This window comes from Streptomyces alanosinicus, from assembly GCF_014650595.1.
GTDB lineage: Bacteria > Actinomycetota > Actinomycetes > Streptomycetales > Streptomycetaceae > Streptomyces > Streptomyces alanosinicus.
On the sequence record NZ_BMVG01000004.1, the window covers coordinates 206,028 to 224,536 of the forward strand.

Here is an 18,509-nt window from a genome sequence, read left to right on the forward strand (position 1 = left end):
ATAACACCTCTTCTCCGAGAGTGGAATAGGAGGCCTTTGCCGGAATATTCCGATCAAGGTCGTCCAGTCCTGGTCGAGATCAGGCGGAGAGCGTGGTCAGTAGCCGCTGCAGGGAGCCGCCGAGTCCCCATCGCCCGGCCAGCTTCCGCAGCGCCTCCGCGTCGCGCGGGCCGTGCGGCAGGGCGGGGTCGACAGCCGGCAGCGGCACATCATCGGCCACCCGCACCACCTTCGGCGCGACCGCGATGTACGGCTGGGCCTCGATGAGCCGCTTGCGCTGCGACGGCGTGAGCTTCGCCTTCGGGTCGTCCACCGCGGCCATGATCCCGGCCAGGTCGCCGAACTCGGCCAGCAGCTTGGCGGCCGTCTTCTCGCCGATGCCGGCCACGCCGGGCAGGCCGTCGCTCGGGTCGCCGCGCAGCAGGGCCAGGTCCGCGTACCCCCGCCCGTCCACCCCGTACTTCTCGCGCAGCACCGCCTCGTCGGTCAGCTGCAAAGTGCCGACGCCCTTCAGCGGATACAGCACCCGGATGCCGCGCGCGTCGTCCACCAGCTGATACAGATCGCGGTCGCCGGTGACGATGTCCACGGGGCCCGCGGCGCGGGCGGTGAACGTGCCGATCACGTCGTCCGCCTCGTACCCCGCGACACCGACCCGCGCGATCCCGAGCGCGTCCAGCACGTCCTCGATGACCGGCACCTGCGGGGAGAGGGTGTCGGGCACCTCCTCCTTGTCCGGGGCGCCCGTGTGCTCCTCGGCGACCCGGTGTGCCTTGTAGGTGGGGATGAGGTCCACCCGCCACTGCGGCCGCCAGTCGGCGTCCATGCAGGCCACCAGCTGCTCGGGCCGGTGGTCCTTGACCAGCCGGTCGATGAAGTCCAGCAGTCCGCGCACGGCGTTCACCGGCGTGCCGTCCGGTGCCTTCACCGAGTCCGGGACGCCGAAGTAGGCGCGGAAGTACAGCGATGCGGTGTCGAGGAGCATGAGTCGTCCGGTCACGCTCGCATCATGCCGTACACCACTGACAGGTGCCCTTCGTGTGACAGGTGCCCTTCGTACCGGAACGCGTTGCGCGATACGCATCGCCGTGAGCCCGGCCACGTAGGGGTTTGCCCGTTCTTGACCTGGGCATGCGCCGTCTCTGGGGCGAGAGTGGTTGCTCTTTTCAACCGTCGGCGACTCTTCGTCTCCTGTTCTGTCACCGAGACGAGAGGTACGCGTGCAACCGAGGCTTGAGACCGAGCACCTGTTCAAGGTGTTCGGCAGACGACCGGACGAAGCGGTGCAGCGCCTGCGGCAGGGCGCCGACCGGGAGGAACTGCGTGCCGACGGCATCACCGCCGCCGTGATCGACGCCTCCTTCCGCGTCGAGGCGGGCGAGATCTTCGTCGTCATGGGTCTGTCGGGCTCCGGCAAGTCCACCCTGCTGCGCACGCTCAACGGCCTGCTGGAGCCCACCGCGGGCAGCGTCCGCTTCGACGGCCAGGACCTGACCGAGCTGACCGCCCGCGAACTGCGCGAGCTGCGTTCGAGGAAGATCAGCATGGTCTTCCAGCACTTCGCGCTGTTCCCGCACCGCAGCGTCCGCGACAACGCCGCCTACGGCCTCGCCGTGCAGGGCGTGCCCCGCGCCGAGCGCGAGCGCCGCGCCGGCGAGGCGCTCGCCCTGTGCGGACTGGCCGGCTGGGAGGACTCCTGGCCCGACGAGCTGTCCGGCGGCATGCAGCAGCGCGTCGGCCTCGCCCGCGCCCTCGCCACCGACGCCGACCTGCTCCTCATGGACGAGTCCTTCAGCGCCCTGGACCCGCTGATCCGCCGGGACATGCAGGACCAGCTGCTGGAACTGCAGAAGACCCTGAAGAAGACCATCGTCTTCATCACCCACGACCTCAACGAGGCCATGCGCCTCGGTGACCGCATCGCCGTCATGCGCGATGGCCGCATCGTGCAGACCGGCACCGCCGAGGACATCCTGCTGCGCCCCGCGAACGACTACGTCGCCTCCTTCATCCAGGACGTCGACCGCTCCCGCGTGCTGACCGCGGGCGCCCTCATGGACACCTCGGTGACCGGCGACGCCCCCCTCTGCGCCTGCGAGACCGCCACCCGCGACACACCGTTCACGGAACTGTGCGCGATCAGCGCCCGGCTGTCGCACCGCGTCTCGGTCGTGGACGAGGCGAACCGGGTCATCGGTGTCATTCCCCGGCAGCGGGTGCTCGGCTTCCTCGGTGACGAGACGGCCGCTCCCGCGCCCTGCGACAACCCGGACGGCAAGGTGATCACCCGTGCCTAGGATCCATCTCGGCGACTGGGTCGACTCCGGCGTCAACTGGCTCGTCGACCACCTCTCCTGGCTCTTCGACGCCATCAAGGCCGTCATGGAGGGCATGTACAACGGCATCGACGCCGTGCTCGGCGCCCCCGCGCCGTTGCTGATGGCGGGCATCCTCGCCGTCATCGCCTGGTGGCTGCGCGGCCTGCTCGCCGGTGTCCTCGCCTTCGCCGGATTCGCCCTGGTCGACTCGCTCGACCTGTGGGACCAGGCCATGTCCACCCTCGCCCTGGTGCTCGTGGCGACCGTGATCGCGCTGGTGATCTCCGTCCCGCTCGGCATCTGGGCGGCCCGCTCCAAGGCCGTCAGCTCCACCGTGCGCCCCGTCCTGGACCTGCTGCAGACGATGCCGTCGATGGTCCTGCTGATCCCGGCCATGCTGTTCTTCGGCCTCGGCACCGCCCCCGGCGTCGTCGCCACCCTGATCTTCGCGCTCGCCCCCGGCGTCCGCATGACCGAGCTGGGCATCCGCCAGGTCGACGCCGAACTGGTCGAGGCCGCCGAGGCGTTCGGCACCACTCCGCGGGACATCCTCTGGCGCGTCCAGCTGCCGCTCGCCCTGCCGACCATCATGGCCGGCGTCAACCAGGTGATCATGCTGGGCCTGTCCATGGTCGTCATCGCCGGCATGGTCGGCACCGGAGGCCTCGGCGGCGCCGTGAACGAGGCCATCGGCCAGGTCGACATCGGCCACGGCTTCGAGGCGGGCGTCGGCATCGTCGTCCTCGCCATCTACCTGGACCGCATCACCGGCGCACTCGGCACCCACCTCTCCCCGCTGGGCCGCAGGGCCGCCGCCAAGGCGCCCACGCGCGCGTGGGCGTACCGGCCGCGCCCGGCCGTCGCCGTCATCGGTGTCGTCGTCCTCGCGCTCGTCGCCGGCGGCATGGGGATCTTCGGCTCCTCCGACGGCACCTCCGAGGCCTCCGGCACCAACGTCGGCAAGGGCAAGGAGATCAAGATCGGCTACATCCCCTGGGACGAGGGCGTCGCCTCGACCTTCCTCTGGAAGGAGATCCTGGAGGAACGCGGCTTCAAGGTCACCACCACCCAGTACGCGGCCGGACCCCTCTACACCGGCCTCGCCACCGGCCAGATCGACGTCGAGACCGACTCCTGGCTGCCCACCACCCACGCCGAGTACTGGAAGAAGTACGGCAAGCAGCTCGACGACCTCGGCTCCTGGTTCGGCCCCACCTCACTGGAGCTGAGCGTCCCGTCGTACGTGAAGGACGTGAACTCCCTCGCGGACCTGAAGGACCATGCCTCCGAGTTCGGCGGGAAGATCGTCGGCATCGAACCCAGCGCGGGCGAGATGAGCCTGCTCAAGAGCAAGGTCCTCAAGGAGTACGGCCTCGACGGCGCGTACGAGGTGATCGACGGCTCCACCCCGGCCATGCTCGCCGAGCTCCAGCGCGCCTACGCCAGGAAGCAGCCGGTCGTCGTCACCCTCTGGTCCCCGCACTGGGCCTACAACAACTACGACCTGAAGAAGCTCAAGGACCCCGAGGGCGCCTGGGGCAAGGGCGACGGCGTGCACACCCTCTCCCGCAAGGGCTTCGCCGGTGACAATCCGCAGGTCGGACGCTGGCTCAAGGACTTCTCCATGAACGAGAAGCAGCTCACCGGCCTGGAGGCGCAGATCCAGAAGGCCGGCAAGGGCAAGGAGCAGGACGCCGTACGCACCTGGCTGCGTGCCAACCCCGGCCTGGTCGACAAGTGGGCCCCGCTCGCCAAGAAGGCCGGCCGGGTGACCTGACCGGCCCGGACCGCCGCCCCGAGGGGCGGGCGCCGCCGTACGCCGTCGAGCGTCCGGTGCGTCCGCCCCTCGCGGCATTTCCGGTTCTTTGCGAGTACGGCAAGAATTCGGCCAACCACGTTCCGTGATGACCCTTGGCCCCGGCCGGGGTGCCCGGCCCGGCCGGTCGGCATATTCACCCCTGACCGGGGCCGGGTTCCGGGCCGGCCGGGACCTCCGTCACACTGGCGTGAACCGTGAGGTCGGGGGCTCGGCGGCATGTCGAGGATGTGACAGGCGCGTGAAACGGTTTGCCGAACATGCGTAGGGTGCAGAGAAGTCATCAGTAGGGGTGTGCCCCGGCCCGGGGCCCCCGGCGAGCGGCACGACGAGCGAGGGAGGGAGCCGGAGCGATGGGCGACCACAAAGAACAGCCCGTGCGGGTGGGCGCGGCCGTCCGGCGGCGTCGCCGTGCCCTGGAACTGACCCTCGCGGTCGTGGCCGAGCGCAGCGGACTCTCGGTGCCCTTCCTCAGCCAGGTCGAGAACGACCGGGCCCGCCCCAGCCCCACCTCGCTGGAGAAGCTCGCCGACGCCCTGCGTACCACGGCCGTCGAACTCCTCGCCGCCGCCGATCCGGCGGCCAGCGTGGACCTCGTCCGCGCCGACCCGGCCGCCGAGGACGACTTCGCTCCCCGCACCCGCTCCCTGGTGCGCGGCCACCACCAGCTGCACGCCTCCGAGATCACCGGCGACCACGACGCCGGCCGCGAGTTCCAGCACCGCAACGACGAGCTGATGTACGTCGCCGACGGCGCGGTGGAGATCGAGGCGGAGGGGCGTGCGTACCGGCTCGGCCGCGGGGACACGCTGTATCTGACCGGCGGGGTGCGCCACCGGTGGCGGGCGACGGTGCCGGACACGCGGGTCATCGTGGTGGCGGTCGCCGAACACATCGAGGCTGTGCAGGACAGGTCCCGCTGAGAGTTCCGCAGGGAGTGGCACATTTGGCCGTCGACCGCCGGCGGGTCGTCTCGTTGGTTCCCTCACTGACGGAAGCGGTGGCGAAGACGCTTCCCGGAGTCCTCGTCGGTGCCACCGACTGGTGTACGCACCCGGCGGACCTGGAGGTCACCCGGATCGGCGGCACGAAGAACCCGGACGTCGACCGGATCGTCGCCCTCGCTCCCGATCTGGTGATCGCCAATGAGGAGGAGAACCGCGCCCCGGACCTTGACGCCCTGCGAGCCGCGGGGCTTGCCGTGCTGGTCACCGAGGTGCGCACGGTGCCGCAGGCCTTCGCCGAGCTGGAGCGGGTGCTCATCGCGTGCGGGGCGCGGGGGCGGCCGGGCTGGCTGGGGGAGGCGGAGCGGGCCTGGACGGACCTGGCGCGGCCGCAGGACCGCAGGACGGCGGTCGTACCGGTCTGGCGACGGCCCTGGATGGTCCTCGGCCGGGACACCTTCGCGGGTGACGTCCTGGCCCGGCTCGGCGTCGACCACCTGTACGCCGGCCATCCCGAGCGCTACCCCCGCATCCCGCTGGAGGAACTGCGCGCGGCCGCCCCGGATGTGGTGGTCCTCCCCGACGAGCCCTACCGCTTCACCGCCGTGGACGGCCCGGAGGCCTTCCCCGAGCTGCCCTGCGCCCTGGTCAGCGGCCGGCACCTGACCTGGTACGGCCCGTCGCTGCGGACTGCGCCACGGGTGCTGGCAAAGGCGCTGCGAGCAGCTCGCCGCTGACCAGCGCGCGCACGGTGCCCCGGGCGGCCGCCAGCCAGGCGACGGCGAGGACGGCGTACAGCCCGACGGCCAGGCCGTCGTACACCACGAGACCGGTGTGCCGGGCCAGGGCCGCGGCGCCGGTGACACAGGTGCCCACCGGGAAGGTGAACGCCCACCAGGTCATCGCGAACCCCATGCCCTCGCGGCGGGCCCGCACCACATGCGCGCTCGCCAGCGCCAGCCACAGCAGCGCGAACCCCATGACCGGCACCCCGTACAGCACGGCGAAGACGCCGAGACCACGGTCGTACGGAGCCGGTACGACGCCGGGTGCCGCGTCCGCGATCTTGCCGAGCGCGGTGGTGGACTGCCCGAGCGGACCCAGGACCAGGAACAGGGTCGGGGTGAGCGCGAGGGGCAGCGGGACGGAGCCGATCAGCCGGGCGAAGACCAGCGGCAGCATCAGCAGCGTCGTGAGCAGGCTCAGCCCGAACATCGCGAGGCACGCCAGCAGCAGGGTCTCGCGGGGCTGGCCAGGCGGCAGACGCGGCACGAGCAGCGGGCCGAGCGCGGCCGACACCATGGGCGCGACCAGCGGCAGCAGCCACACCGGGGTCGCCTGCGCGGGGTCGACCCGATGCCGTACGGCCATCAGGTACGGAACGGCCACGGCGGCGACGAGCCCGACCGCCGTACCGGCGGTGAACAGGACGGCGTCCAGGGCCACGGCCGGGCCGGTGCCGATCAGGTCCCGCCCGGCCGTCAGGGCGCCGCCGCCGACCGCCAGCAGGGCCATCGACAGACAGCCGTAGAACGGCGCCACGGCCGGGTCGAGGAGATGGGCGCGGGCCTGGTCGCCGTGGTGCCGCCAGTGCAGGGCCCGGGCCGCCAGCAGGACGACCAGCATGCCCAGGGACAGCGCCCAGGCTCCCGCGAACACCGCGCGCAGGACGGCCGAGTGCGCGGGGAGCGCGACCCCGGCGGAGCCGAGGACGGCCGTGCCCATGACGGAGGCGTACCAGTTGGGGCCGAGGTGACGGACCCGGGCGGCGCGCGGGACGGGCGGGGCGGACAAGGGCGGGGCTGCGGTGACCATGACTCCACGGTCCCGCCGCTGCCCGCCCCTGACCAGGGAGTTCCTCTCTATGAGGGCATAAGCTGGTCTTATGAGCGAGGTGGAGGGGCAGCGAGAGCACACCGCGTCACTGGCGCACCGGGTGCCCGACCTGGCCGCGCTGGAGCTGCTGCTGGCGGTGGCACGGCTGGGCAGTCTCGGCGCGGCGGCACGCGAGGTCGGCATCACCCAGCCCGCCGCCAGCAGCCGGGTCCGTTCCATGGAACGGCAGCTGGGCGTGGCCCTGGTGGACCGCTCGCCGCGCGGTTCCCGGCTCACCGACGCGGGCGCCCTGGTGACGGACTGGGCCCGCCGGGTCGTGGAGGCGGCGGCGGCCTTCGACGCGGGTGCGCAGGCCCTGCGCGACCGGCGGGACTCACGGCTGCGGGTGGCGGCGAGCATGACCATCGCCGAGTACCTGCTGCCCGGCTGGCTCCTCGCGCTGCACGCCGAGCGGCCCGACACGGCGGTCTCCCTCCTCGCCGGCAACTCCGCGAAGGTCGCGGAACTCCTGCTGGCCGGCGAGGCGGACCTCGGCTTCGTGGAGGGCCTGACAGTCCCGACGGGCCTGGACTCCACCGTCATCGCCCACGACCGGCTGATCGTCGTCACGGCGCCCGGCCATCCCTGGGCCCGCCGCCGGCGCCCCCTGACGGCGGAGGAACTGGCCGCCACCCCGCTCATCCTGCGCGAGCGCGGCTCCGGCACCCGCCAGGTCCTGGACGCGGCACTCGGCGGCCTCGCGCGCCCCCTGATCGAACTGTCCTCCACGACGGCGGTCAAGGCCTCGGCGGTCAGCGGCGCGGGCCCCTCGGTCCTCAGCGAACTGGTGGTGGGGGAGGAGCTCTCGACGCGGCGCCTGGTCAGCATCCCGGTGGAGAACGTCTCCCTCCGCCGCGACCTGCGCGCAGTCTGGCCGACGGGCCACCGCCCGACGGGCCCCGCTCGGGAGTTGCTGTCGCTGACTCGGGGGTGAGAGTTGCCGCCGCCGGCCATAGGCCGGTATCTCGTTCGGCCGAGTCGGCGGTGCTGCCAGGCCGACGGCACTACAGCTTCCCAAGGGGCGCGGGGAACTGTGCGACCAGCCACCACGCAGCTGCCCCCGGCACCCGGCCGCAAGTCCCACGGCGCTGCCCCGAACGACCCCCCCCGCACCGCACCGAAAATCCCTGGCCGGCCGCCCGCAGGGCACGGCACCATGACCCGCATGACCACCCCCGCCCCGCCCGCCGCAGGCGTCCGCGCCCCCTGGGAAGCCCTCCCCGCCGCCGTCCGTGACGCCGTCGGCGAGGTGCTCGGCGCGCCGGTCGTGCGGTCGCAGACACAACGCGGCGGCTTCTCACCCGGCGTCGCCGCGCGGGTGCGCACCGCGGCGGGCGGCACCGGTTTCGTCAAGGCGGTGAGCGCCGAGGCCAACCCGCACAGCCCCGAGCTGCACCGCCGGGAGGCCCGCATCGCCGCCGCGCTCCCGGCCGCCGTACCCGCGCCCCGGCTTCTCGGGACGTATGACGACGGCACCTGGGTGGCGCTGGTCTTCGAGGAGGTGTCGGGGCGTCAGCCGGAGGTGCCCTGGCGGCCGGACGAGTTGCGCCGGGTGCTCGACGCCCTGACCGTGCTCGCCCGCACCGGTACGCCGTGCCCGCCCGACGTCCCGCCCGTCGCGCAGGAGCTGGCCGACGCCTTCAGCGGCTGGCGCCGGCTGCTCGACGGCGAGGCCGGTGACGTACGCGGTCGGCTCGGTGACCGGACCGCCGACCGGCTGCCCGGCCTCGCCGCGCTGGAGGCCCGCTGGGCCGCGGGCGCCTCGGGGGACACGCTGGTCCACGCCGATCTGCGCGCGGACAATGTGCTCCTCACGGCGGACGGTGGCGTCGTCCTCGTCGACTGGCCGCACGCCATGCGCGCCGCCCCCTGGTTCGATCTGCTCGTCATGCTGCCGTGCGTGCGGGCGCAGGGCGGACCCGATCCGGAGGAGGTGTTCACGGCGCACCCGCTGGGCCGGGACGCCGACCCGGACGCCGTGACCGCCGCGCTGGCCGGCCTCGCGGGCTACTTCGTGCGCAGCTCCCTGGACCCGGCCCCGCCGGGCCTGCCCACCCTGCGCCCCTTCCAGCGGGCCCAGGGCGACGCGGCCCTCGACTGGCTCAGCCGGCGGCTGTGACGCCCAAGTCCAAGGCAGCGCACGTCAGTTGACGGCTCGGCCCGCCGCCGTGACCAGCCCTCGCATCACCCGCAGGTCCTCGCCCATCTCCGGATGCCACTGGACGCCGAGCACCCAGCCGCGCGCCGAGGGCAGTTCCACCGCCTCCACCGTCCCGTCGGCGGTGTGCGCCGAGGCGACGAGCCCCCGGCCCAGCCGCTCGACGGCCTGGTGGTGGTACGTCGGCACGGCGCTCTCCTCGGGGACGAGTCCGGCGTACAGGGAGTCCGGTACCGGCTTCACCGGATGGTGTCCGAAGGCCCCGACCACCTCCGCGTGCCCGTCGAGATGCTGGACCAGCGTGCCGCCGAGGGCGACGTTCAGCAGCTGCATGCCCCGGCAGATCCCCAGCAGCGGCACCCCCGCCGCCAGCGCCGCGTCGATCAGCGCCAGCTCCCACGCGTCCCGCTCCCGCGCCGGCGGCCCGGTGCGGGGCGAGCGCTCGGCGCCGTAGCGGGCCGGGTCCACATCGGGGCCGCCCGCGACGACCAGCCCGTCCAGCCGGGCCACCGCCTCCGCCGCGCGCTCGGGCGCGTCCGGCGGCAGCATGCAGGCCAGCCCGCCGGCCCGCTGCACCAGCCGGGGATAGCCGGCCGGCAGCAGCGCCGCGTCCAGCTCCCACACGCCCCAGCGCGCACCCGACTCCAGATATGTGCTCACACCGATCAGCGGCCGTACGGTCATGCTGCCCTCCCCGGCAGTCAAAGGTTCACGCGCACACCTTTACAGAACGGGTCGTACGCCGGGAAGCCCGGCTACGCCAGGAAGCCCCGCAGCAGCGCCGCCGTGCCCGCGCAGTGCTCGCGCATCATCTCCCGCGCGCCGTCCGCGTCCCCCTCCAGCACCGCCTCCACCAGCGCGGCGTGCTGGCGCTGGGAGTGCTCCAGGTTGCGCACCAGCAGCGGGATGCAGTCCAGCAGGTCGTTCACCGTGGCCCGGACCGCCGCGTACTGCGCGGTCAGGGACGGGGAGCCGCACAGCTCGGCCAGCGTCAGATGCAGCAGGGTGTCCAGGCGCCGGTAGTCGGCGAGCGGGGCGTCATGGGTGCGGGCCAGCGCCTCGCGCAGCCGGTCCGCCTGCTCCTCGTCGAGTCCGTGCGCCGCGCACAGGCCGGCCGCGCCCACCTCCAGGACCTCGCGGAAACGCAGCACGTCCTCGATGTCGACCTCGGCGATCCGGCGCCGCAGCTCGTCCTCGCCGCCGGCGTCCGGGCGCGGCCGGACGAACGTTCCGCCGTAGCGCCCGCGGCGCGCCTCCACCAGGCCCTGGTCCTGGAGCACCTTCAGCACCTCGCGCAGCGTCACCCGGCTGATCCCGAGCCGCTCGGCCAGCTCCCGCTCGGCCGGCAGCCGCTCGCCGCCCGGCACCAGGCCGAGCCGCACGACCTGGAGGATCTGCTCCAGTGCCTCCTCGAAGCCGTTGCCCGCCCGCACCGGCCGCAGTACCGGAGCGAGCCGGTCGCCCACCCCCTGAGCCTCGCTCTCCCAGGACATCCGGTCGTACCCCCTTCCCAAGCAATGGTTCTGAGCAATACCTTATGGCTCCCGGCCCGGCCGAAAAAGCGCGAAGGCGCCGAAGGAGGCTCTCCCGTGGCAGACCGCACACCCCCGCTCGGCGTCGAGGAACTGCACGCCCTCGTCGCGAGCGGTGAGATCGACACTGTCGTCCTGGCCTTCCCCGATATGCAAGGGCGCCTGGCGGGCAAGCGGTTCGCCGCCCGCTTCTTCCTCGACGAGGTCCTGCACCACGGCACCGAGGGCTGCAACTACCTCCTCGCCGTCGACACCGAGATGAACACCGTCGACGGTTACGCGATGTCCTCCTGGGACCGCGGCTACGGCGACTTCGCCATGCGGCCCGACCTGTCGACCCTGCGCCGCATCCCCTGGCACCCCGGCACCGCCCTGCTCGTCGCCGACCTCGCCTGGAACGACGGCTCCCCGGTCGTCGCCGCGCCCCGGCAGATCCTGCGCCGCCAGCTGGAGCGGCTCGCCGAACTCGGCTACACCGCCCAGGTCGGCACCGAGCTGGAGTTCATCGTCTTCAAGGACAGCTACGAGGCGGCCTGGGACGCGGGCTACCAGGGACTCACCCCGGCCAACCAGTACAACATCGACTACTCCATCCTCGGCACCGGCCGCATCGAGCCCCTGCTGCGCCGGCTGCGCAACGACATGGCCGGCGCCGGCCTGACCGTCGAGTCCGCCAAGGGCGAGTGCAACCCCGGCCAGCACGAGATCGCCTTCCGCTACGACGAAGCCCTCGTCACCTGCGACCAGCACGCCCTGTACAAGACGGGTGCCAAGGAGATCGCCGCCCAGGAGGGCGTCTCGCTCACCTTCATGGCGAAGTACAACGAGCGTGAGGGCAACTCCTGTCACATCCATCTCTCGCTCGCCGACGCGGACGGGAACAACGCGATGGCCGGAGCCGGCCCCGGCGGCATGTCCGACGTCATGCGGCACTTCCTCGCCGGACAGCTCGCCGCCCTGCGCGACTTCTCGCTGCTGTACGCCCCGAACATCAACTCCTACAAGCGGTTCCAGCCGGGCTCCTTCGCCCCCACCGCCGTCGCCTGGGGCCTCGACAATCGCACCTGCGCCCTGCGCGTGGTCGGGCACGGCCGCTCCCTGCGCTTCGAGAACCGCCTGCCCGGCGGCGACGTGAATCCTCATCTGGCGGTCGCCGGCCTGGTGGCGGCGGGGCTGTACGGCATAGAGCAGAAGCTCGAACTCCCCGAGCCCTGCCCCGGCAACGCCTACGCCGCCGGTCTCGCACACGTCCCGACCACCCTGCGCGAGGCCGCCGAGCTGTGGGAGAACAGCCCCATCGCCCGGGCCGCCTTCGGCGACGAGGTCGTCGCGCACTACCGCAACATGGCGCGCGTCGAGCTGGAGGCCTTCGACGCCGCGGTCACCGACTGGGAGCTGCGCCGCTCCTTCGAACGCCTGTGAACCAGCCTGTGAGCCAGTCCGTGAAAGGTCAATTCGTGTCCGACTCAGCCGAGTTGAAGGTCCTCAACCCCGCCACGGAGGAGGTCGTCGCCACCGTCCCCGCCGCGAGCGAACAGGACGTGGCCGCCGCCGTCCTGCGGGCCGTACGCGCCCAGACCCGCTGGGCCGCCCTCGCCCCCGCAGACCGGGCCCGGCTGCTGCGCCGCTTCGCGGACGTGGTCGACGCCCACACCGAGGAACTCGCCCAGCTGGAGGTCCGCGAGGCCGGGCACACCGTGGGCAACGCCCGCTGGGAGGCCGGCAACGCCCGCGACCTGCTGCTGTACGCGGCCGGTGGTGCCGAGCGCCTGCTCGGCAAGCAGATCCCGGTGCCCGGCGGCTGGAACATCACCTTCCAGGAACCCCTGGGAGTGGTCGGTGTGATCGCCCCCTGGAACTTCCCCATGCCGATCGCCGCCTGGGGCTCCTTCCCGGCCCTCGCGGCCGGCAACGCGGTCGTCCTCAAGCCCGCCGAGACCACCCCGCTCACCGCGCTCCGCCTCGCCGAACTCGCCCTGGAGGCGGGCCTGCCCGAGCACGTCTTCCAGGTCCTGACCGGCTACGGCCACACCGCCGGACGCGCCCTGGTCGACCACCCCGACATCGCCAAGATCGTGTTCACCGGCTCCACCCGCACCGGCCGCGAGGTCATGGAGCGCTGCGCCCGCCTGGTCAAGCCGGTCACCCTCGAACTCGGCGGCAAGAGCCCCAACGTCGTCTTCGCCGACGCCGACCTCAGGGCCGCCCTCGACCCCTTCTCCTTCCTGGACAACGCCGGCCAGGACTGCTGCGCCCGCACCCGCGTCCTGGTCCAGGAGTCCGTCTACGACGAGGCCCGCGCGTTCCTCGCCGACGCGCTGGCCGACGTCGTCGTGGGCGACCCCGCCGACGAGAAGACGCAGATGGGCCCGCTGATCTCCCGTCAGCAACTGGACCGCGTACGGTCGTACGTCCCCGCGGACACCCCCGCCCTGCGCGGCAGCGCCCCCGACGGACCCGGCTTCTGGTTCGCGCCGACGGTCCTGACGGGGGAGCGGCACGACAGCGAAGCCGCCCGCGAGGAGATCTTCGGACCGGTCGCCGTCCTGCTCCCCTTCACCGACGAGGCCGACGCGATCCGCCTCGCCAACGACACCCCCTACGGCCTCTCCGGCTCCCTGTGGACCCGGGACCTCGGCCGCGCCCTGCGTGTGTCCCAGGCCGTCCGCGCGGGCAACCTGTCCGTCAACTCCCACTCCAGCGTCCGCTACTGGACCCCGTTCGGCGGCTACAAACAGTCCGGCCTCGGCCGCGAGCTCGGCCCCGACGCCCTGACCGCCTTCACCGAGACCAAGAACGTCTTCATCAGCAACGTCACCCCCAGCACGGAGGGCTCCGCACAGTGACCGCAGAATCTGTTTGCCGCCGCCTGGCCGGCCGTACCGCCGTCGTCACCGGAGCCGGCAGCGGCATCGGCCTCGCCACCGCCCGCCGGCTCGCCTCCGAAGGCGCCCACGTGGTCTGCGCGGACGTCGACGAGGCCCGCGGCAAGGCCGCCGCCGACGAAACCGGTGGACTCTTCGTCAAGGTCGACGTCACCGACCCCGAGCAGGTCGAGGCGCTGTTCAAGACGGCGTACGACACCTACGGCAGCGTCGACATCGCCTTCAACAACGCCGGTATCTCCCCGCCCGACGACGACTCCATCCTGGAGACCGGACTGGAGGCCTGGAAGCGGGTCCAGGAGGTCAACCTCACCTCCGTCTACCTGTGCTGCAAGGCCGCCATCCCCTACATGCGCCGGCAGGGCAAGGGCTCCATCATCAACACGGCGTCCTTCGTGGCGCGGATGGGCGCGGCCACCTCGCAGATCTCGTACACCGCGTCCAAGGGCGGCGTCCTCGCCATGTCCCGCGAGCTGGGCGTGCAGTTCGCGCGGGAAGGCATCCGGGTCAACGCCCTGTGCCCGGGGCCGGTCAACACCCCCCTCCTCCAGGAGCTGTTCGCCAAGGACCCCGAGCGGGCCGCCCGCCGCCTGGTCCACATCCCGGTCGGCCGGTTCGCCGAGGCCGAGGAGATCGCCGCCGCCGTCGCCTTCCTGGCCAGCGACGACTCCTCCTTCGTCAACGCCACCGACTTCCTGGTGGACGGCGGCATCGCGGGCGCCTACGTCACCCCCCTGTAGGCGCACGGCCCGTCAGAGGAAGGTGTGCCCCTCACCCCGGTAGGTCGGCACGGTCGCGGTCACCGCGTCCCCCTCGACGAGATGCAGCTTCTCGAACCGCTCGCACAGCTCGCCCGCCTTGGCGTGCCGGAACCACACCTTGTCGCCGATGAGGAGGTCGTCGGCGGGCGAGCCCAGCAGCGGGGTCTGCACCTCGCCGGGGCCCTCCTGCGGGTCGTACGCCAGCCCCTCGGGCAGATACGGCACCGGCAGCCGGTCGGGGCCGGCCGCGCCGGAGGCCGGATAGCCGCCGCCGAGCACGGTGACCACCCCGACGCCCGGCCGCCGCACGACGGGCTGGGCGAACAGGGCCGCCGGGCGGCCGGTGAAGGACGTGTAGTTGTCGAAGAGCCGCGGCACATATAGCCCCGAACCGGCCGCTATCTCCGTCACGGCCTCCTCGGCGGCGGTGTGCTGCACACTGCCCGTGCCGCCGCCGTTGACGAACTCCAGGCCGGGCACGACGGCCCGCACCGCCCGCACCACCGCGGCCCGCCGCTCGGCCAGCTCACGCCGTGCCGCGGCCTGCATGAGCCGGATGGCCCGGGAGCGCAGCGGCCGCCCGGCCAGCGAGTCCCCGACCCCCGCGATGTGCCCCTCGTACGCCATGATCCCCACCAGCCGGAAACCCGGCCGGCGGGCCACCGAGCGGGCCAGTTCGGCGAGTCGGGCGGGGGAGCGCAGCGGAGAACGCCGTGCCCCGACCCGGACCCGGCCGCCCAGCAGCTGCAGCGAGGTGTCCAACTCCAGGCAGACACGCACCACTTCACGTCCGCCGTCACGGGCGGCGTCGATGAGATCGAGATGCGCCGGATCGTCCACCATCACGGTCACCGCGGCGGCGAGCTTGGGATCGGCGGCCAGCTCCGCGAAACCGCCCCGGTCGGCGGACGGATAGGCCAGCAGGATGTCGTCGAACCCGGAACGGGCGAGCCACAGCGACTCGGCCAGGGTGAACGACATGATGCCCCGGAAGCCGTCCTTGGCCAGGGCGCGTTCCAGCAGCGCCCGGCAGCGCACGGACTTGCTGGCGACCCGGACCGGCTTGCCGGCGGCCCGGCGGACGAGATCCGCCGCGTTGGCGTCGAACGCGTCCAGGTCCACGATCGCGAGAGGGGCGTCGAGAAGGGCGGTGGCCCGGTCGTAACGGGCCCGATCAGCGGCGCGCGCAGTCATGACGGAAGCCTGCCAGACAGGATTACCGCAGGGTAGGGGGACGTTCCGGGCAGATGCCCCGGCGCCCCGGACTGGTTCTCTTACCGGCCCGGACAACCCGTAGAGTGACGCGCACGTACGGCGGAAGGCACCCGACGGCTTCACCTGAACCGGGATGCCCGTCCAGCCGTACGGGTATGCGTGCCCGGACGGAGCTTTCGCACCGGGCGCGGCCGAGCAGCGCAGCGGCCCGCGTACGTGAAGACGGCCCGGGGCACGAGGAAACGGGGGGTGCATGAGCACGGAAGCGCGCCACGCTCCCATCCCGCCGCGCCCCCAGGCCCCACCGCGTCCGTCCGTCCCGCCCCGCCCGGCCACCCCGCCCGACGACACCGACGACGAGCCGTCCGTCTTCACTCCGCGCACCGCGCGAGCCGGCACGTCCGGGTCCACGACCAAGGGTTCGACCGGCTCTGGGCGGCCCGCCAGTGGTGGCTCGCCGACCGCCGGGCGGCCCACTGGTGCCGGCCCGTCGTCCGCCGAGGCCACTGCGCGTGACGGCCGCTCCTCCCGTACGGGCTCCGGTGCCGGGCCGCTGCCGCGGGTCGAGGTGCCGCGTCCCGCCGGGCCCGAGGCCGGCGAAAGCCTCAGCCCGCCTCCGCCGCCCGCCTCCGCCCGGTTCCCCGACGCGCCGCCGAACGCGGGACGCGAGGCACGCCGCCCCGGGCGGGACCTCCCGCGCCAGGGAGCCGGCTCCCCGGGGGAGACCGCCACCGAGACGACGGCGCGCCTGCGCCCGATCACCGCGTCGCAGACCACGCCCCGGCTCCGCCCGCGGGCCGGCTCCCCGGGAACGCGGGGCACCGCCGACGCGTCCGGCCGTACGTCCGCCGGGCCCGGCCAGGAGAGCCGAGCTGCTGCCTCGACCACCGGTGCCTGGAGCCCCATGGCGCCGGTCCGGCCCGTCGGGCCGCCGGCCCCGGCCGCGTCTGTCCCGGACCCGGCGTCGTCCTGGAGCGCCGTCGCTGCCGTGCGGACCGTCCTGCCGGCCGGGACGCCGGCCCGTCACCGGGTGGGCCCCCGCACCGTCGCCGCGGCCGCCTGTCTCGTCCTCGGTCTCGGTCTCATCGGCGGTGCCGTGACCGGGAGTTGGCTCACCGGCGACGACGGGGACGACGCCACCGGCGACCACTTCGCCGCCGCCGGCGCCCTCTGGCACAACGTGCCCGTGGACCAGCTGTTCCCGCCCACCGTCGAGGGCACGGGCGCCGGACCCGGCGGCGCCGACCGCACCTGGACCCGGATCGCCGTGGCCCCGGACACCGGCTGTGCCCAGGCCTTCGACCCGCTGCTGGCCAAGGTCCTCGCCCCCGTCGGCTGCCAGCGGCTGCTGCGCGCCAGCTACACCGACTCCACGCAGAGCTATGTCACTACCGTCGGCCTGCTGTTCACCCGGGCCGACTCCGCCGCCATGGCCGCGCTCGCCCACCGCTTCCGCACCGAGCACCTGGACCGGCGCGCCGACCTGATGCCCCGCCCGTACGCGGCCGAGGGCACCGTCGCGGCCGGCTTCGGCAACAGACAGCGCGCCTCCTGGACCATCTCCGTCCTCACCGACGCCCCCGTCGTCACCTACGCCGTCTCCGGGTGGGCCGACGGCCGCGCGGTCGACGCGCCGCAGCCCGCCGCCGACGCCGTCAGCGCCGACGCCACCACCGCACAGGCCCAGGCCGGACTCGGCAACGAGGCCCAGGGCCTGGCCGACCGGATCGAACGGCGGCTGCGCCAGCACATCGGCACGGCCACGGCCACGGAGAATCCCTCATGAGGCGATCGATACGCGGCCGGCGCCGGGTGGACCGCGCCGGAGCCACGGTGAGCGTGCTGCTCGCCGGCGCCCTCGTCCTGCTGCCGTCCACCACGGCCCACGCCGACGGCATCCGCGCCCAGCAGTGGGCCCTGTCCGTCCTCGACCTGGACCAGGCCTGGCGCACCACCAAGGGCCACGGCGTCACCGTCGCCGTCCTGGACACCGGCGTCGAGGCCGACCACCCCGACCTCGTCGGCAACGTCCTGCCCGCCCAGGACATGATCGGTTTCGGCGCCAGGCAGGGCGACCGCGCCTGGGCCCGGCACGGCACGGCGATGGCCGGCATCATCGCCGGGCACGGCCATGGCCCCGGCGACTCCGCCGGCGTCATGGGTGTCGCCCCCGAGGCGAGGATCCTGCCCGTCCGGGTGATCCTGGAGGACGACGACCCCGCCCGCGCCAAGGCCCGCACCAGCCGCGGCAACGCGCTGGCCGACGGCATCCGCTGGGCCGCCGACCACGGCGCCGACGTCATCAACCTCTCCCTCGGCGACGACTCGGACTCCGCGCACCCCGAGCCGAGCGAGGACGAGGCCGTGCAGTACGCCTTGAAGAAGGGCGTGGTGGTCGTCGCCTCCGCGGGCAACGGTGGCGAGAAGGGCGACCACGTCTCCTACCCGGCCGCCTACCCCGGCGTCATCGCCGCGACCGCCGTCGACCGCTACGACACCCGCGCCTCCTTCTCCACCCGCCGCTGGTACGCGGCCGTCAGCGCGCCCGGTGTCAACGTGGTCATCGCCGACCCCGACCACAAGTACTACGAGGGCTGGGGCACCTCGGCCGCCTCCGCCTTCGTGTCCGGCGCGGCGGCCCTGATCAGGGCCGCCCACCCCGGCCTCGCCCCGGCCCAGGTCAAGAAGCTGCTGGAGGACACCGCCCGGGACGCGCCGGCCGGCGGCCGGGACGACTCCCGGGGTTTCGGCATGATCGACCCGGTGGCCGCGCTGAAGGCGGCCGACCGGATCCGGCCGGAGAGCCTGCGGGTGACGTCGTTCGACAAGAAGTACTTCGGCCCCGGCCCCGACGCCCCCAAGGCCACCTCCCCGGCCACCGGCTGGGCGGGCCCGCTGGCCGGCGGCACCGGCGGGGTGCTGCTGGTGGCGGGCGTCGTCCTGTGGCGGGGCCGCAGACAGACGGTCTGAGGGCGTGCGGGGCGGCGGCCGCCGACCGGCGACGT

At 73.3% G+C, this 18,509-nt stretch carries 16 protein-coding genes; 11 read left to right on the forward strand and 5 right to left on the reverse strand.

Going from position 1 to position 18,509, the window contains the following annotated elements:
* Positions 1-79 precede the first annotated feature (79 nt).
* A complete protein-coding gene (locus IE277_RS11720; RefSeq protein ID WP_229881226.1) occupies positions 80-1,000 on the reverse strand; it encodes a 5'-3' exonuclease in 921 nt (306 codons plus the stop codon).
* A 220-nt stretch (positions 1,001-1,220) separates the two neighbouring features.
* Here IE277_RS11720 and IE277_RS11725 point away from each other — a divergent pair, with 220 nt between their 5' ends.
* From IE277_RS11725 to IE277_RS11740, 4 genes are all read left to right on the forward strand, one after another.
* On the forward strand, positions 1,221-2,297 hold the full coding sequence (locus IE277_RS11725) for a quaternary amine ABC transporter ATP-binding protein (RefSeq protein ID WP_189951318.1): 1,077 nt from the start codon (positions 1,221-1,223) through the stop codon (positions 2,295-2,297).
* A complete protein-coding gene (locus tag IE277_RS11730) occupies positions 2,290-4,095 on the forward strand; it encodes an ABC transporter permease/substrate binding protein (RefSeq protein ID WP_189951320.1) in 1,806 nt (601 codons plus the stop codon). Before IE277_RS11725 ends, IE277_RS11730 begins: the two co-directional genes overlap by 8 nt.
* Positions 4,096-4,487: 392 nt before the next feature.
* Positions 4,488-5,057 (forward strand): helix-turn-helix domain-containing protein, encoded by a 570-nt coding sequence (locus IE277_RS11735; RefSeq protein WP_189951322.1) that lies wholly within the window; start codon positions 4,488-4,490, stop codon positions 5,055-5,057.
* 23 nt (positions 5,058-5,080) lie between these two features.
* Entirely contained in the window at positions 5,081-5,815 is a 735-nt protein-coding gene (locus IE277_RS11740; protein ID WP_189951324.1) for a helical backbone metal receptor, read from the forward strand.
* On the opposite strand, the gene IE277_RS11745 is transcribed toward IE277_RS11740, so the two are convergent.
* Complete coding sequence (locus tag IE277_RS11745) at positions 5,727-6,893, reverse strand: TDT family transporter (protein WP_189951326.1); 1,167 nt, start codon at positions 6,891-6,893, stop codon at positions 5,727-5,729. The two genes, IE277_RS11740 and IE277_RS11745, sit on opposite strands and share 89 nt — an antisense overlap.
* 70 nt (positions 6,894-6,963) lie before the next feature.
* Between IE277_RS11745 and IE277_RS11750 the strand changes: the two genes are divergently transcribed.
* Together IE277_RS11750 and IE277_RS11755 are read left to right on the forward strand one after the other, a co-directional pair.
* Entirely contained in the window at positions 6,964-7,887 is a 924-nt protein-coding gene (locus IE277_RS11750) for a LysR family transcriptional regulator (protein WP_189951328.1), read from the forward strand.
* A 231-nt stretch (positions 7,888-8,118) separates the two neighbouring features.
* A complete protein-coding gene (locus tag IE277_RS11755; protein ID WP_189951330.1) occupies positions 8,119-9,072 on the forward strand; it encodes a phosphotransferase in 954 nt (317 codons plus the stop codon).
* A gap of 24 nt (positions 9,073-9,096) precedes the next feature.
* Here the strand turns inward: IE277_RS11755 and IE277_RS11760 are convergent, their stop codons facing one another.
* Entirely contained in the window at positions 9,097-9,795 is a 699-nt protein-coding gene (locus tag IE277_RS11760; protein ID WP_189951332.1) for a gamma-glutamyl-gamma-aminobutyrate hydrolase family protein, read from the reverse strand.
* 71 nt (positions 9,796-9,866) lie between these two features.
* Positions 9,867-10,604 carry a FadR/GntR family transcriptional regulator gene (locus IE277_RS11765; RefSeq protein WP_189951334.1) on the reverse strand — a complete coding sequence of 246 codons (738 nt, stop codon included), beginning with the start codon at positions 10,602-10,604 and terminating at the stop codon, positions 9,867-9,869.
* A 96-nt stretch (positions 10,605-10,700) separates the two neighbouring features.
* Here IE277_RS11765 and IE277_RS11770 point away from each other — a divergent pair, with 96 nt between their 5' ends.
* The 3 genes from IE277_RS11770 to IE277_RS11780 are packed head-to-tail and all read left to right on the forward strand — an operon-like array spanning position 10,701 to position 14,268.
* The gene (locus IE277_RS11770) at positions 10,701-12,065 is read left to right on the forward strand and encodes a glutamine synthetase family protein (RefSeq protein ID WP_189951336.1); all 1,365 of its coding nucleotides are present in this window, start codon (positions 10,701-10,703) and stop codon (positions 12,063-12,065) included.
* A 35-nt stretch (positions 12,066-12,100) separates the two neighbouring features.
* Positions 12,101-13,489 (forward strand): aldehyde dehydrogenase family protein, encoded by a 1,389-nt coding sequence (locus tag IE277_RS11775; RefSeq protein ID WP_189951338.1) that lies wholly within the window; start codon positions 12,101-12,103, stop codon positions 13,487-13,489.
* Positions 13,486-14,268, forward strand: a complete 783-nt coding sequence (locus IE277_RS11780) for a 3-oxoacyl-ACP reductase (protein ID WP_189951340.1) — start codon at positions 13,486-13,488, stop codon at positions 14,266-14,268. Before IE277_RS11775 ends, IE277_RS11780 begins: the two co-directional genes overlap by 4 nt.
* Positions 14,269-14,280: 12 nt before the next feature.
* Here IE277_RS11780 and IE277_RS11785 read toward each other — a convergent pair whose 3' ends face one another.
* Positions 14,281-15,483: an amino acid deaminase/aldolase gene (locus IE277_RS11785; protein ID WP_189951342.1), complete on the reverse strand. Its 1,203-nt coding sequence runs from the start codon at positions 15,481-15,483 to the stop codon at positions 14,281-14,283.
* A 274-nt stretch (positions 15,484-15,757) separates the two neighbouring features.
* Between IE277_RS11785 and IE277_RS47060 the strand changes: the two genes are divergently transcribed.
* Positions 15,758-17,290 carry a hypothetical protein gene (locus IE277_RS47060; RefSeq protein WP_229881229.1) on the forward strand — a complete coding sequence of 511 codons (1,533 nt, stop codon included), beginning with the start codon at positions 15,758-15,760 and terminating at the stop codon, positions 17,288-17,290.
* Entirely contained in the window at positions 17,287-18,474 is a 1,188-nt protein-coding gene (mycP, locus tag IE277_RS11795; protein ID WP_189951344.1) for a type VII secretion-associated serine protease mycosin, read from the forward strand. Before IE277_RS47060 ends, mycP begins: the two co-directional genes overlap by 4 nt.
* Positions 18,475-18,509: the final 35 nt, after the last annotated feature.